This window comes from Ignavibacteria bacterium, assembly GCA_025612375.1.
GTDB lineage: Bacteria > Bacteroidota > Ignavibacteria > Ignavibacteriales > SURF-24 > JAAXKN01.
Genome location: JAAXKN010000003.1, coordinates 242763 through 257231 on the forward strand (window position 1 = coordinate 242763; position 14469 = coordinate 257231).

General features: G+C 43.4%; 13 protein-coding genes. 3 read left to right on the top strand and 10 right to left on the bottom strand.

Annotated elements, in window-relative coordinates; genetic code table 11:
• Positions 1-173: 173 nt before the first annotated feature.
• Positions 174-962 carry a DUF4292 domain-containing protein gene (locus tag HF312_04225; protein MCU7519397.1) on the bottom strand — a complete coding sequence of 263 codons (789 nt, stop codon included), beginning with the start codon at positions 960-962 and terminating at the stop codon, positions 174-176.
• A complete protein-coding gene (locus HF312_04230; protein MCU7519398.1) occupies positions 959-2764 on the bottom strand; it encodes a tetratricopeptide repeat protein in 1806 nt (601 codons plus the stop codon). Before HF312_04230 ends, HF312_04225 begins: the two co-directional genes overlap by 4 nt.
• Positions 2765-2957: 193 nt before the next feature.
• Between HF312_04230 and HF312_04235 the strand changes: the two genes are divergently transcribed.
• A complete protein-coding gene (locus tag HF312_04235; GenBank protein MCU7519399.1) occupies positions 2958-3875 on the top strand; it encodes a hypothetical protein in 918 nt (305 codons plus the stop codon).
• A gap of 102 nt (positions 3876-3977) precedes the next feature.
• On the opposite strand, the gene rsgA is transcribed toward HF312_04235, so the two are convergent.
• The 8 genes from rsgA to HF312_04275 form a co-directional block, all read right to left on the bottom strand.
• Positions 3978-4772 (bottom strand): ribosome small subunit-dependent GTPase A, encoded by a 795-nt coding sequence (gene rsgA, locus HF312_04240; GenBank protein MCU7519400.1) that lies wholly within the window; start codon positions 4770-4772, stop codon positions 3978-3980.
• A 190-nt stretch (positions 4773-4962) separates the two neighbouring features.
• Entirely contained in the window at positions 4963-5757 is a 795-nt protein-coding gene (locus tag HF312_04245) for a hypothetical protein (GenBank protein MCU7519401.1), read from the bottom strand.
• 129 nt (positions 5758-5886) lie between these two features.
• Positions 5887-7332 carry a hypothetical protein gene (locus HF312_04250; protein ID MCU7519402.1) on the bottom strand — a complete coding sequence of 482 codons (1446 nt, stop codon included), beginning with the start codon at positions 7330-7332 and terminating at the stop codon, positions 5887-5889.
• Positions 7333-8016 (bottom strand): hypothetical protein, encoded by a 684-nt coding sequence (locus HF312_04255; GenBank protein ID MCU7519403.1) that lies wholly within the window; start codon positions 8014-8016, stop codon positions 7333-7335.
• A gap of 3 nt (positions 8017-8019) precedes the next feature.
• A complete protein-coding gene (locus tag HF312_04260; GenBank protein ID MCU7519404.1) occupies positions 8020-9111 on the bottom strand; it encodes a hypothetical protein in 1092 nt (363 codons plus the stop codon).
• Positions 9112-9268: 157 nt separating this feature from the next.
• Entirely contained in the window at positions 9269-10060 is a 792-nt protein-coding gene (locus HF312_04265; GenBank protein MCU7519405.1) for a YjbH domain-containing protein, read from the bottom strand.
• Between the two features lie 72 nt (positions 10061-10132).
• Entirely contained in the window at positions 10133-10510 is a 378-nt protein-coding gene (locus HF312_04270; GenBank protein ID MCU7519406.1) for a hypothetical protein, read from the bottom strand.
• Between the two features lie 78 nt (positions 10511-10588).
• The gene (locus HF312_04275) at positions 10589-12007 is read right to left on the bottom strand and encodes a cysteine--tRNA ligase (protein ID MCU7519407.1); all 1419 of its coding nucleotides are present in this window, start codon (positions 12005-12007) and stop codon (positions 10589-10591) included.
• Positions 12008-12237: 230 nt separating this feature from the next.
• On the opposite strand from HF312_04275, the gene HF312_04280 reads away from it, so the two are divergent.
• The gene (locus HF312_04280; protein ID MCU7519408.1) at positions 12238-12765 is read left to right on the top strand and encodes an HAD-IIIA family hydrolase; all 528 of its coding nucleotides are present in this window, start codon (positions 12238-12240) and stop codon (positions 12763-12765) included.
• The gene (locus HF312_04285) at positions 12762-14198 is read left to right on the top strand and encodes a transglutaminase domain-containing protein (protein MCU7519409.1); all 1437 of its coding nucleotides are present in this window, start codon (positions 12762-12764) and stop codon (positions 14196-14198) included. The genes HF312_04280 and HF312_04285 overlap by 4 nt, the downstream gene beginning before the upstream one ends.
• The last annotated feature ends 271 nt before the right edge of the window (positions 14199-14469 follow it).

Consider the following 14469-nt stretch of genomic DNA (forward strand, 5'->3'; position numbering starts at 1 on the left):
AAATATTTAGCGGAATTATTGTTATCCATAGATGAAATGTTTGAGCAAAAAAAAAGGGTCTGAAAAATAGTTTCAGATTATTTTCGAAAAATTTTTTCAAAATTACAGTAATCACCCCGTGGCAAACATCTTCTAAGGGATAAATATATATCCCTTAGAAGAATGATTTTAATTTACCATTTCACCACTTCGGCATCCTCAGGAATGTCGAAAGTGATTTTTGAATTTCTTTTATTAACATCCACCTTGCGGTATTCTATCTTAAGGTTCTGATTTTCAGATTTGTTCTTTATTTCAGTTAAGAATGGGACGGGTATGCCGTTTACGATCTTGAACTTCGAATAGCTGCCTTGCAGAATAAGATTATCAGTGGTTCCAAAGAGCTGGTAATTTGTAACAACCAGGTCCCTGATGTCAACCGTATACTTTGTCTTTGCCTGTGTAAGTGAATCGCTGTAAGTCAGGACGTACTTGTCGTAGACTATCTCGTAATTTGAAGGATTCTGTGTAAGTTTCTGCGTAAGGTTTACAGCGCCCACAAAAGCATCCGTAAGGTCGCTGAATGACATATCAACCTTGAATATTTTTTTCAGTATGTCGCTGTTGCTGTTTCCTTTATAGAGTGTATTATGCATGGCGTCATAGAAAGAAAAATTATTGCTCGTGACAAGAGCCTGTGCAAGCTCTATGCCGAAGGGGCCGTATACTTCAAGGTAAACCGAGTCGGGCCTCTGCATTACAACCTTAAAGCTGGCCGTAGTATTAACTTCGGGAGTGTTAATCTCTATTGTACCGGTACCCTCGAAGTTCTTGATTTTTCTTCTGTTGGCTTCCAGTTTTTTTGTTAAGCGTTCCGAGGGCAGAATCTCAACTTGTTCGGTCGGTTTTGATGGTACACAACCTTCATAGATAAAAGTAAAAAATGGCAGTAAATAAACCAGGACTAATAGTAACTTTTTCACAGTTCTCCTTTTTCAATCTTTGTCTTAAGTTCAGTATTATCTGTATTTAACTGATAAGCCTCGTGCCACATTTCAAGGGCCTTTCCTTTTTTCCCGGCCTTGAAATTTATGTCGCCCAGGTGTTCAATCAGTGTAGAATTCGAGGAATCTATTGCAATAGCTTTCCTGATATACTCTTCAGCCTTTTCGTAATTACCCATCTTAAAGAAAACCCAGCCGTACGTATCGAGGTAGGAAGAATTCCCGGGCTCAATAGAGACTGCTTTTTCAGCCATTTTCAGGGCCTCCGGAAGCCTCAATCCCCTTTCAGCAAGTGAATAGGCATAGTTGTTAAGAATGAGCACATTATTCGAATCGAGGCTGAGGGCCTTTGAGTATGCACTGTCGCATTCGGGCCACTTTTTCTGAGCGTTATAGATAAGGCCCAGAGTGCCTATCAGGTCCACGTTGTTTGAATCCAGGTTCAGGGCTTCCTTTATGTAATGGACTGCAGCCTCGGGCTCCTTAAGCTGGTTTAGGGTATATCCGTATGCCGAAAGCGCAGTGAGGTCCTTTGGATTAAGGTTGACCGCCTTCTCAAGGTAAGGCTTTGCCTCTGAATAGCTGTTCATCTGCGAAAGCGACAGGCCCAGAATGAGGTTTATCGGGAAATTATCCGGAAAGTTCACAACGGCTTCTTTTAATATTTTTGCAGCCTCTTCATACTTCCTGCTGTCAAAATAAAGTCCTCCCAGGCGAGTCCAGGCGTCGGCATTCCACCTGGCGAGTTCAGTAACCTGTTTGAATTCCGAGATTGCAGCAGAATCTCTTCTTTCGCGGAGGTCAATTTCACCCAGTACCATCTTAACCTGCCAGTTTGTAGTGTCGCGGTCGAGTTTTTCAAAAACTTCCCTCGTCACCGGCAGGAGTGTGGAATCACGCATTGCCTGTGTGAGATAGATTGAGCCGATTTTAATTTTTGATTCCAGCGGCACCGCGGGGCTCTCAAGTATTACCCTGTATTCGTCCATAGCTTTCTGCCAGTTGTCCTGCTGGAGAAATATCTGCGCCTTCATTTCCCTTAAGGAAAGGTCCTCCGGAAATTTTGCCTCAAGCTCATCAATTGCGCTTATTGCCTTGTCGAACTTGTTCTCCTTTATGTAGGATTCGATCAGGAGCTTGCGTACCTCAACGTTTGAAGGGTCCAATGTCAGGAGCTGCTCTATTGTTTTTACGGATTCATCCATATTTCCAAGGCGTTCATAAAGCTCTGCAATGCGCGCCAGCACGCTCCATTCGGGCCCGGTAATAGTCAGGAGCTTCTGGTACATGTTCAGAGCCTGAAGAGGTTTCGACTGCTGGTAAATATTTGCCAGGTTATAGTAAGCTGCAACATTGCCCGAATCAAGTTTAATAATTTTCTCGTAGGCTGCAGCCGCTGAATCTATCTGATGTCCGTTTGTATAAACATCCGCAAGAACATTAAAGTAATCAACATTAGTTGAATCGAGTTTTATTGCACTGTTTATATTGCTAAGAGCCAGTGAGAGTTTATTTGTCAGAAGATAATCCTTTGCCAGTGCGTAATAAACCCCGGCTTTGGGATCCATCCTTAGGGCGTCCTGGTATTCCAGTATTGCGGTAGAGTAATCCCCCTTGGCATCTGCAATACTGCCGTCGACAAAGTGTTCAATTGCTTCTTTCGACTGGAGGCTTTCTGTGGAATCTGGCAGTCCGTCATCGTCACTCTTCTGAACTTTATCTGAAGAACATCCGAACAGCAAAAAAGCAAGGCCAAATATTATTATTGTGTTTTTAAGCATAAAATGTTTTATTTCTTAATTAAAGTTACGTAAAATTTTACATACAGGGTAAAATTTTCCTGAATAATAGCACTAAAGCATTTTCCGTTCTTATACATCCTAAACGGAAATTTGTTCATAAATTCTTTAATAAAAGGGATTTTTCTACCAAGTGCATATTATTCAATTTAATAAATTATAGTAATGATTACCTATGGAAAAATTTGATCTTGCTCTTGCCTACACATGGGAATATGATGAAGATTTTATAAGGCTTATTGAGGACATGGCGCGCGACCTGCAGATAACTACATATATCGTAAGGGAAGATAACGTTTTTGACGTAATAGATAAGCTGAAGCGCCGCAGCCTTTCAATTCTCTGCTATCTTGACAGGGCTTCTGATGTAAATGACGACTTTGAGGAAATTGCCCATATTTTATCCAGGCGCAATACAAAAGTCTTTAATCCTTATAAGCTTGTATCTCACGCAATTGACAAGGCCACGATGCACCTGGAATTTATTACTGCAGGCCTTCATACGCCGTACTCAATAATTATTCCCCCATTCAGCGAGGAAGAGGAGATCTACTTATCCCTGGATGACCTTGCAATTTTAGACCGCCCTTTTATAATCAAGCCATGCAACACTACGGGAGGAGGAATGGGTGTGGTCACGGGAGCCGAAACGCTTAAGGAAGTGCTTGAAGAAAGAATGACCAATAATGAAGACAAGTATCTTCTTCAGGAGAAGATCTATCCGCAGATGCTCGACGGGAGGCGCGCCTGGTTCCGCTCTTTCTGGGCTTTCGGTAAAGCAATCCCCTGCTGGTGGGACGACCAGACGCACTATTATTCAGAACTGACAAACGATGAAGTAGATAAGTACCACCTTCAGGAACTCTTCCGCGACACGCGCAAAATAGCAAGGCTTACAAGCCTTGACTTTTTCTCAACAGAGATCGTACTGTCAACAAAAGGGAAATTCATTGTTGTCGATTATGTCAACGACCAGTGCGACATGCGCTTCCAGTCGAGGCACTTCGACGGCGTGCCGGACAATGTGGTTAGAAGGATCATCTACAATATGCTGATGGCAGTAAGAAAAATAAAACGCACAGGACAGAAATAAACCGCAAAGAACAGAAATACACCCCGGAAATTTTCCAGAGCCCCATCCGGACGAAGTACCCCAAATGAGCTGCAATAAAATAAACTTAATCCCCGCAAAATGTCAGAAAACTATCCCCTCTTCAATTGTTTCAAGCAGGTAAAGGTAGCTTTCATAACGTTCAACCGGAATCTTTTCTTCTTCTACTGCCTCAACGACGGCACAGCCGGGCTCGTGGTTATGCGTGCACGTGTTAAAACGGCAGTTGTCTATATAAGGCTTGAATTCTATGAAGTAGTGTCCGAGGTTTTCCTTTGTAATGCCGTATGGATCAATCTCCCTTATTCCCGGAGTATCAATTATGTATGTTTCAGGCTCAACACTTACCATTATGCTTGTAACTGTTGTATGCTTCCCTTTCTGTGTAAAAGAACTGGTCTCACCCGTCCTGAATTTTAAGGAGGGATACATTGTGTTAAGAAGCGACGACTTTCCTACACCCGAGTGCCCCCAGAAGATATTTTTCTTTCCTTTTAGCAGGCCCCTGATCTCATCGGTCCCCTCGCCCGTTACAGCACTGCTGGCAACTACATGGTAGCCCACGGTTTCGTATAGTTCTTTCCATGCTTCGGCCTCATAATCGTTGTCGAGATCCGTTTTATTTATTATGAGATAGATATTGAGGCCTGAACTTTCGCCTGCAACTATGAGCCTGTCGACCGCCTTATTGTTGAATTTAGGAATGCCGACGCTGCTTACGACGAAGAGATTATCCACGTTTGCCGCAATTACCTGCTCCAGCCTTTCTCCTCTGTAGCCTGCGCCTTTTATTTTAGGGGCTTTTCTGGAAAGATAATTATCACGTTCTTTTATCTTGTATACAACACCCGTTCCGTCGCTGTTTTCCTCAAACTCCACATTGTCACCCACAACAGCCAGGTTTACCTTGTAGAGCTTATCTTTCTTTAAGTTGTACTCATTCTTAAATTTTCCCTTTACAGCACACCTTATAATCTTACCGATTTCAGGAACAAGGACATAACAATCTTTGCTTTCTACCCTGGAAACTATGCCTTTAATAGATCCTCCCTGCTAAAAATTTAACTCTTTAATTGAAACTGTATTTTTTTTCTATCCAGTATTCCACCCTGCCGCCTTTATAGGTAACTGCCTCCCAGCGCGACTTATAGGCAGCCTTAACGACATTATTAAGATAATTGCTTGATTTTGTCGTATTGCTGCTAACCCTGTGCTCTTTTACCAGCCCGTCGGTGCCTATCCTTAGTATGAGGTCAATTTCGCCCTCGGCGTTATCACCCGGCTTTTCGGGCACTACTTCAAGAACCTGCCTTGGAATGAAAGGAAGCCTCGGAAGATCTCCCATTCCGCCTCCCCCAGGCTCATAGCCGCCAAAGCCTGTTGCAACAAAGACACCTTTTCCCACTCCTTCGGCATTTCCGTTTCCTCCCGAAAATTCCGTATTGCCCAGGCCTCTTTTATCGGGTGAAAGCCCGTCAATATTTAAGACGTCTTTACCTTCAGTGGAAGGGATTGGAACGTTTCCGGATCCCGCACCTTCTTCCTCGTTTGCCTGAATGTTTCCTGTGCCAGAGGCTGCGTCCCTTGTTATGGGCGGCATTTCAGGCGCTGTAGGTTCACTTTTAATCTGCCCTGTTTCTTCCTGAGAATTTGATATGGCAGAGACCACTTTGGGAATGCCCGTTACAGCTTCAGCCTTGCGGTTTTCCACCAGTTCCACTTCAACAGAAGAGATTTTCCCGAACTGAGGCCAGAGAACTTTATACAAGATTGCGGCTGCAATTAAAGCCGTATGAATTCCGAGGCTTAAAAATAAGCCCACGGAGGCTTCCCCTGCAAGATTTTTTAATTTTTTCAGCCGCATAATAAAATGTCTCCAGTTCAGGCAATAAACCCATAAGACATTTTAAAATAATGATTTTTTTTGGATTAAACGAGGGATGAATTTGGAAGGTGGATGAAAATTTCCACCTTCCTTAAAAAATCTCAGAGATTAGAATCTGTAGGATACTGAAAGGATCAGGTTGTGGCTGCGTATGTCCTGAAAAGTTCTTGAGACGTTTGACCCGTAGAATTCGTCTGTATAGTTGTCACCTATATCTTTCCACCATCCGTATGCATATGCAAGGTCAAAAGCGAAGGCTTCATCAGCCAGGAAGCCTAGGCCGCCCGTCAGGTATTTCCTGTCCCTTTCAGAGGGATCGTCTTTATAAGGAGAAGGGTTCATGATAAAGCCTCCCCTTAAGCGGAGATTGATATCGGGTATAGTATATTCGGCGCCGAGGTTATAGTTAAGAACTCCGCGGAAGTCCTCCTTAATAATTTTATTATTGGCACTGATTGTCCGGGCATCAAGGTCGCCGCCGCTCTTAAATTCCATCTGCGTAAAATCTATATACGTCACGTCCCCGCTTACGATAAGGCCTTTCAGGTTAACCGAAGCGCCGCCGGCCAGCTGATAAGGGGAGCTGATATCATACTCCGTCTTGCTTTCAAAGGGGGGGTCCAGTGTAAAGATATGAGAAGCAAAAGTACTGGTACCGTTAACAGTGTAGTCTTCCTTTATCGTGTATGAAGTAGGGAATTTTATGCTGGCGCCTATCCTTGTCATAGGGCTCAGCTGGTAGATAAAACCAACCTTTGCGTCCCAGCCCGAGATGTCCCAATTAAGAACGTCGTTTAAGTAAAATTCCTGAAAATCTGCCGTCCTGGGATCCAATGGATCCGTCTGGAAATTGGCCCCGTAAACGTTTCTCTTATCTGTTTCGTAATAATCCCTGGTTCTGTTGTACGAGCCTGTTACAATGTTCAGAGTTGCTCCTACAAATACATTTCTTGCAACTTCAACTGCCCCGGAGAAGGACCACTTTCCGATGCTCCCGCTTGAAAGTATGGTTCCATCCTGGTTGAGGTTCCCGTTTATAGGTGTAATGCCTGCCGTGTCTGTCAGGAAAAGATTATAGGACACGTCATTTGGGCCCTCGAGAGCCCGTATCATTGAGGTCGGGCCGTTATTAAATCCGTTAAAGTTTACAGCCCCGTTAAAATCCTTATCCCTGTTATATCCTACTGCAAAGACGAGGCTTCCGCGGATTGTAGGAAAAGGGAAAGCAAAACTGAACTGATTCAGATTTGTTGAACTGTTGGAGTAATCTGTTGTACTGCCAAAGAAAGTAGTATTGTTATTGAATTTTGAGAAATTAAGTCCGCCGGCAAATTCCATTCTTTTAAGCAGGCCGAAGCCGGCAGGGTTAAAGGATGCCGCAGAGTAATCGTCACTTAAGGACTGGTAGGCATTGCCCATACCGAGGGCTCTTGCTCCCGAACCGAGTCCGATGTCAGAAAGTCTTAGTGCATCGCTGGCATTCTGGGCATTAACTGTTGCTGTAAGAAAACCAAAAGCTAAAAAGAGTGCCAGACTTAAAGCTGTACGTTTCATTTATCTTCTCCCCGAATTGCTGGATCTGTTGCTGTCATTATTCCTTGATCTGGGTTGATCGTTTGAATTCCTGCTGCAATTATTATCCGAAGAGCTCCTGGTCTCAGTTTTGTTCTGTTCAGTGTTTGTCTGAACGCTTGAGTTTGAAGACGAGCTCCCGCTTCCGCCTGAAGATGAGGTACTTACCGTAGGCGATGTCAGCCTTGGTGTATCCGTACTCTGGCGTGTATCTCTTCCGCGGTCTCCGCTTTCATTACGGCTCCTGCCGTTATACTGCGTTGCCTGGCGGTCGTTGTTATTACGTGTTTTTGTAACCTCTCCCGGAGGAGTTACAGTGTACCACCAGGGTGTATTGTAATAGTGTCCATAATCGCCGTAATACTGTGTCGGATAATAATACTGTTCAGAATAATTTTCTTCCTCTGAATAATATCCGTTGTCGTATGCCGTGTCCTCATGAGCCTTGAACATTGAGAGGTGCTCACCGCTTTGCGTCATCTGCCTCTGTGGCTGCTGATCTGAATGGCAGCTGGCACAGTCGTCATAAAAATAAACTTTGCTGTTGTACGTGTAGCCGTTTTCATCCTTAGCCTGCACGTCAGGATGTTCGACCACAGTATAGCATCCGCTGAATACCGAAAGCGCTGCTGTAATCAGGACCGGTATATATATATTAAGTTTCATTCTTTACCTTCTTCTTCCGTTATCATTTCCGCCGCTGTTTCTTGACTGCGGAGGATTACTTCCTCTTGAACCACCGTCACCTCTGGACTGAGGAGGATTGTAGTTTCTGCTTCCATTGTCTCTGGACTCCCTGCGCGGAGGATTATACTGCTGCTGTGTTGGGGGATTATACTGTGGAGTATTGCTTCCCCCTCTCTGCTGGTCAGGCCAGTAATAGTTGTAATAATTGGATCTTTTTCTTTCAGAATTTCCTCTGTTATTGCCCTCGCGCCTCTGGCCCTGATTCCTGCTGCCTTCGTTTCTCGGGCGGTTATAGCTGCCGGAATTTGTTCTTTGCCTGTCGCGTCTGATCTGAGGGTCTCTCTGCTGCTGAGGCGTATTGCTGCTGCCTTTCCTGAGCGTACCCTGCTGCTGATCGCGTGTCCTTACGTCTCCTGTTCTTGTCCTTGAAACCTGATTCCTTGTATCGGTGGTCTGTGTTCTTGTCTTGTAAAGGGTTCTGTTTGTACCTCTGGTCGGGGACAAAAGGTCCCTGCTCCTAAGACCTATAGTACCGCGTCCGCCGTCGCTGTTTCTAAGCCTTGTGTAGTCATTTGAACGGTACTTATACGAGCTCCAGTTTCCCCATCCGTAATAGTGGCCATAGCCCGGGCCCCAGTAAGAGCCGTAATACGGCGGATAGAAGTATGGATAATTGTAATAGTATGAATTGAATGGGTCATTGAACCAGTAGTTGTCGTACCAGCCAGCCCAGCTCCAGGGATCGTACCATGGATCATTCCACCCCCACGAAACTCCAACGCTTATTCCGGGGTGATATCCCCAGTAATATCTTCTGTAAAATGGGCGGTAGGAGTCACCGTAGAGGTAGTAATTGTTAATTGTTGCGCCCCCGGGATAATAGCTTGTGTCATTATCCTGGTTATCGTAGCCGTAAAGGCTGCTGTCCCTCTGCCCGTAGGAGTCTTCGTAATCTCTCTCGTGATACCTCTTAGAGTATCTCCCGTCATTTGTGGCAACCTGTGTGTAGCATCCATAAAGGCCGGCAAAAGAGACAAGAAGGATCATTAAAATTAAATATTTCAAATTTTTCATATCGCCACCTTTTAAACTTCACCTTCATATAGGAGAACAATTAATATGCCTGCTATAATTCCCCGAATCCGGCGAAAAACAGAGAATAATTTTCCGGAATGTGTAGCAAAGAGTGAACTGCCTTGTACTGTTTTCTATACAGTATTATACAACAGTATTAGAAGATTGGATTCACAAATTGTACATTTAATGCGCGGTCTGCTGTTCCGGCATTAAGTTTTTTATTGTTAAGGAGGTCCCTTAAATCAAAACCCACCGTAAAATTCTCACTTAATGACCATCTTACACCGGCATTGAGGTATCCGTTCCCGTCCCCGAGCGCATTTGCCGTGTTGTCATTAATTGCAAAATCGTATTCAGCGATAAAAGACAGCCTGGAGCCCAGGGTCTTCTCAAAGCCCAGAGAGAAGTTCAGATCCTTGTCGCCATCCTCCCTTTCCAGGGAGTAGTTAAGGGTACCGTGGAGGCTTAAATAGCCCAGGAACTGGAAATTTTTGGAAGCTGAAGCGTAAAAGCCGGGAGATTTCACCCTGAAACGGTTTATATCCTTGTCATCAATTTTCTTAATGAATTCACCTTTGCCCTGCGAATCAAAACCCAGGGCGAGGGCCGGAAATCCATTTGATTCATCAACTACTTTTACCTTAAGCATTACGCCCGGCAGTTTATACCATAACGGGCTTCCGGTACCGATAAAGTTGGCAGCTCCGTAGGAAATACCGAAACTGAAATTTTCAAAAGCTCCAACCTCAAGCCTGGACATTACAACGCCGGCCGGCATCATATAAAAATTTACGCCCACGTGCCCTTTTTCCAGTACACCTGCCGTAGGCACATCAATCAGATACTCCGATTCGTTTTCTGCTTCGGAGCCTGCCAGGCCCTGCGGAAAAACTGCGGCAGGCAGTAGTAGAATGAAAAATAACGTTAAAACTTCTTTAAGTTTCATGGCCTAACCCCTACACATGAATGAACTGGCGATTTATTTCAATTTCAGAATGAATTCACTGTTTTAACCTTTTCAGGCCATACTTGAAAGCACCGGAATTTCTATTATTGCGGGCAATAGCTGAAATTCCGACCTGGCCCTCAGGACAACCTTTCCCGACCCGGCCCGGGATTTTAATACAATAACGCCTCCCGGAAGGTCGCTGCTTACAACTTCCACCAGGTCCTTGCCTTCCATTATATCAAAAACAACAGCAACTTTTCTTAAAGGAGCCCTGAAACCGAATGCATTTACCGGGACAGCCTCAATCCTTATTGTCGATTCCCCGTCTGCATAGAGCGCTTTTGCCGAGAGGCTGAATGTAACTTCATATATATTAAAGACGTATTGTTTCAGAAAATATGCTGCTATAAGCAGAACTATTACGATAATTATATAATGAGTTTTCATACCTTCAGGATCTTTAATTTATGGGGCAATAAACGCTAAAATTTTCCGTAAATGCAAGGGCCGGACAGCTTTTATTTATTATTGCTCTTTTACCTTCTTAAATGTTGTCTTATCCTTCTGATCCTGCAGGACTATACCCAGCTTCTTAAGCTCATCGCGGATTTCATCAGAAAGCCCGAAGTTTTTCTCCTGCCTGGCTTTAAGGCGGAGCCTGATCAGGAGTTCCACGAGCTCATTTTCAAGGGAAGGGCCTTCATCCTTTGCGCCTGCGCCTGAGGAGATAATTCCAAGTACATTCTGAGCTGTTTGGGTTAAAAATTCACGCACGTTCCTGTAGTACCGGCTGTCAACGTTCTCAGTCTGCTGGGCGGCGCGGTTGGCTTCCCTTACAAAATCAAATATTACTGCAGTTGCCTGGGGGGTATTAAAATCATCATCCATTGCAGCTTCAAAATCTTTTTTGAACTTTTCTATGTCGAGTTCAGGCATTTCCCCTTTATTATCCGACTTAATCTCCTCGTCCGTCTTTTCAACGAGGTTTAATATCTTTTCAAGCCCCTTCTGAGCAGCCTGCAGGAGCTCTTCGCTGAAATTTAACGGGCCTGAGTAATGAGTCTGTGCAAAGAAAAGTCTTATTGTCTCGGGAGAATACCTTGCCAGGACATCCCTTGCAGTAAAGAAATTCCCCAGTGACTTTGACATCTTTTCATTCTGAATATTCAGAAATCCAAAATGCATCCAGTAGTTTACAAACTGGTGCCCCTTGTGTGCGGCTTCCGACTGTGCTATTTCATTTTCATGGTGAGGGAAAATAAGGTCGCTTCCGCCTGCATGAATGTCTATTGTCTCACCCAGGTGCTTCGTGCTCATGGCCGAGCATTCGATGTGCCAGCCGGGTCGTCCTTTACCCCAGGGGCTTTCCCAGAAGGGTTCGCCTTCCTTGGCTTTTTTCCACAGCGAAAAGTCCAGAGGATTTTTTTTCTCCTCGTTAATTTCTATGCGGGCACCGGCCTCAAGTTCATCAATTTTCTTTCCGCTCAGTTTTCCATAACCGGGGAATTTCGAAACATCATAGAACACGTTTCCGTCCACATTGTATGCAAACCCGCTGTCTTCCAGCTCCTTGATCATTGCAATGATATCCTGTATATGCTCAGTCGCCTTGGGGTAAATATCCGCCTTTTTGATGTTGAGCTTTCCGGTATCTTCAAAAAATGCAGAGATGTACTTTTCGGCCACATGTTTAGCGTCGGTATTTTCCTGGTTGGATTTCCTGATTATCTTATCATCTATATCGGTCAGATTCATTGCATACTTTACCTTATAGCCCTTGTATTCCAGGTAGCGCCTTATGATGTCAGCCATGATAAATGACCGTGCATTCCCAATATGGAACAGGTCGTAAACCGTGGGGCCGCATACATACATTGTAACTTCAGGCGGGTTCTGTGGAATAAACTCTTCTTTTTTTCTGGTCAAAGTATTATAAATCTGCATTATTTTACCTTCTCCGGTTTTCTATATTTTATATAAATTTTATTTCGGTATAAATTCATTTTACAAAATTACATATTATTCCCGATAATTTTAAGAAATTTTTCTCATCCTTTTGGACTTACTTTAAGTTTCAGTATGCAATTTGAGCAGGAAAATTACTTTTTCTTTTTGTAGTTTACTTTTTCAAAATAATAATGTGGGAAAAGGAGCAGAATTTGACTAAACCTGAAATGTTTAATCTGGAAAAGATAAAAAAAATAAAACTCGTTCTGACCGATATTGACGGAGTCTGGACCGACGGCGGCCTTTACTATACAGCAGACGGCATGGTTATGAAACGCTTTAATGTAAAAGACGGCATGGGTGTTAACCGGCTTAGAGAACGCGGAATTGAAACCGGCATTGTAAGCGGTGATAATTCTGAAATTATTACTGCCCGGGGCCAGCGTCTTAAGCTTGATCTTATTTATATAGGCATCAGGGATAAAAAACAGGTCCTCGATGAAATCTGTACGCTAAGAAAGCTGGAATATGAAAACATTGCTTTTATAGGCGATGATGTAAACGACATTGAAATCCTGCAGAGCGCAGGCCTTACGGCGGCTCCTTCGGATGCAATGGATGACATAATTGACATGGTCGATTATGTCTGCAAGCGCCGCGGAGGCGACGGAGCCTTCCGGGAATTCGTAGAATTTATTTTACAAACAATAGATCCAAAATCTTCTAAACAAACTGAAAAAGTGGAAACTGTATGAAAACCTTAATTTCTTTTTTACTTATTGCCGGAAGCTTATATGCTTCTCCGGGGAAGTTTTCTTCCCTCAAGCAGGAAATCTCAAAAGGCAATTTTACAAAAGCTTCAAAAATGATCGATTCCCTCGTTGCTTCTAATTCTCTTACAATTGCGGAAGTAAATGACCTCAAATTTGAAAAGGATAAAATGGACAGGATAAGGCTCGATTTCCAGAAGACAGCCGATGACATACTGAAATATGTAAAGAAATATTATCCTGAGGCTGATAACAAGATGCTTGAGAAATGGGAAAAAGATTATTCTCTTGAATCGGCTATAATTGACGGGCAGAAAAGATACTTTAACCGTGCGGCTTCAAATCTCTTCCTGATAAACAAAAAAGCAAAACTTAAGAAAGAGAAAGTTGAGGGCTCAAAAGACGCCCTGAAGGATTTCCTGAAAACTCACGTGCCTCAGGTTGTAAAGGATTCTGAAGAGGGCAAAAGTAAAGTTACAGATCCTGTAAAAATGCATATAACTTATACGCTTACTGTTAAGCCGAACGTTGTCCCTGACGGCGAGACTATAAGGTGCTGGCTTCCATACCCGAGAGAGGGAAAAGAAAGACAGACAGATATTAAACTCTTATCTGTAAACGATAAGAATTACATCCTTTCAGATAAAGATAACCTGCAGAGGACCTTATACATGGAAAAGGACGCGGTGAAAGATGAGCCAACTGTATTCAGGATGGAACTTTCCTACACCTGCTCTTCCGAATGGTTCAATATTGAGCCCGGAGATGTTAAGCCTTATGATAAGTCATCTGAATTCTATAAAACATATACTTCAGAACGTGCTCCTCACATAGTGTTTTCTGAAAACATTAAAAAGCTTTCCAAACAGATTGTAGGCAGGGAAACAAACCCGTACCTTAAGGCCAGGCTCATATTCAAATGGATTAACGACAATATTCCCTGGGCCGGTGCACGTGAATATTCAACTCTGGAGAATATTCCGGAATACGCTCTTAAAAACCGCCACGGCGACTGCGGCATAAAAACTCTGCTGTTTATGACTCTGGCAAGATACAACGGAATTCCAGCAAAGTGGCAGAGCGGATGGATGATGCATCCAGTGGAAGTAAACCTGCACGACTGGTGTGAGGCTTATTTTGAAGGCTACGGCTGGGTACCGGTTGATCAGTCATTCGGAATTCAGGACTATTCAAAGGATAATAAAGTAAAATACTTTTATACAAACGGACTGGATTCATACAGATATGTAGTAAATGATGATTTTTCAAAGGAGTTAAGCCCCAGGAAAGAGTTCCCAAGAAGTGAAACGGTTGATTTCCAGAGAGGTGAAGTTGAGTGGAAAGGCGGCAACCTATATTTCGATAAATGGAACTACAATATGGATATAAAATATAACGAAGACACAGCGCAGAAATAGAAAGACATTAGTTACATATTAGTTAAAATATAACCGCTTCAGGTAAAAATACCGGAGCGGTTTTTTTATGCCCATAATGCCTCATGCGATTACAGCTAATGATACAATATAGAGATAAAGGGATTCATAGAGTAACATATAAACTAATGAATGATGAATGCCGGGAAGGCGAAAAGGGGGGCAAAAAAAAAGCCCTATTCCAAAGGGAAAGGGCTTGTAAATAAAAATCCTGGCGACTTCCTACTCTCCCACATCGAGATAATGCAGTACC

Coding starts and splice junctions, on each gene's coding strand:
- HF312_04230 (MCU7519398.1), bottom strand. CDS start 2,764: ATGCTTAAAAACACAATAATAATATTTGGCCTTGCTTTTTTGCTGTTC.
- HF312_04235 (MCU7519399.1), top strand. CDS start 2,958: ATGGAAAAATTTGATCTTGCTCTTGCCTACACATGGGAATATGATGAA.
- HF312_04245 (MCU7519401.1), bottom strand. CDS start 5,757: ATGCGGCTGAAAAAATTAAAAAATCTTGCAGGGGAAGCCTCCGTGGGC.
- HF312_04250 (MCU7519402.1), bottom strand. CDS start 7,332: ATGAAACGTACAGCTTTAAGTCTGGCACTCTTTTTAGCTTTTGGTTTT.
- HF312_04255 (MCU7519403.1), bottom strand. CDS start 8,016: ATGAAACTTAATATATATATACCGGTCCTGATTACAGCAGCGCTTTCG.
- HF312_04260 (MCU7519404.1), bottom strand. CDS start 9,111: ATGAAAAATTTGAAATATTTAATTTTAATGATCCTTCTTGTCTCTTTT.
- HF312_04265 (MCU7519405.1), bottom strand. CDS start 10,060: ATGAAACTTAAAGAAGTTTTAACGTTATTTTTCATTCTACTACTGCCT.
- HF312_04270 (MCU7519406.1), bottom strand. CDS start 10,510: ATGAAAACTCATTATATAATTATCGTAATAGTTCTGCTTATAGCAGCA.
- HF312_04275 (MCU7519407.1), bottom strand. CDS start 12,007: ATGCAGATTTATAATACTTTGACCAGAAAAAAAGAAGAGTTTATTCCA.
- HF312_04280 (MCU7519408.1), top strand. CDS start 12,238: ATGTTTAATCTGGAAAAGATAAAAAAAATAAAACTCGTTCTGACCGAT.
- HF312_04285 (MCU7519409.1), top strand. CDS start 12,762: ATGAAAACCTTAATTTCTTTTTTACTTATTGCCGGAAGCTTATATGCT.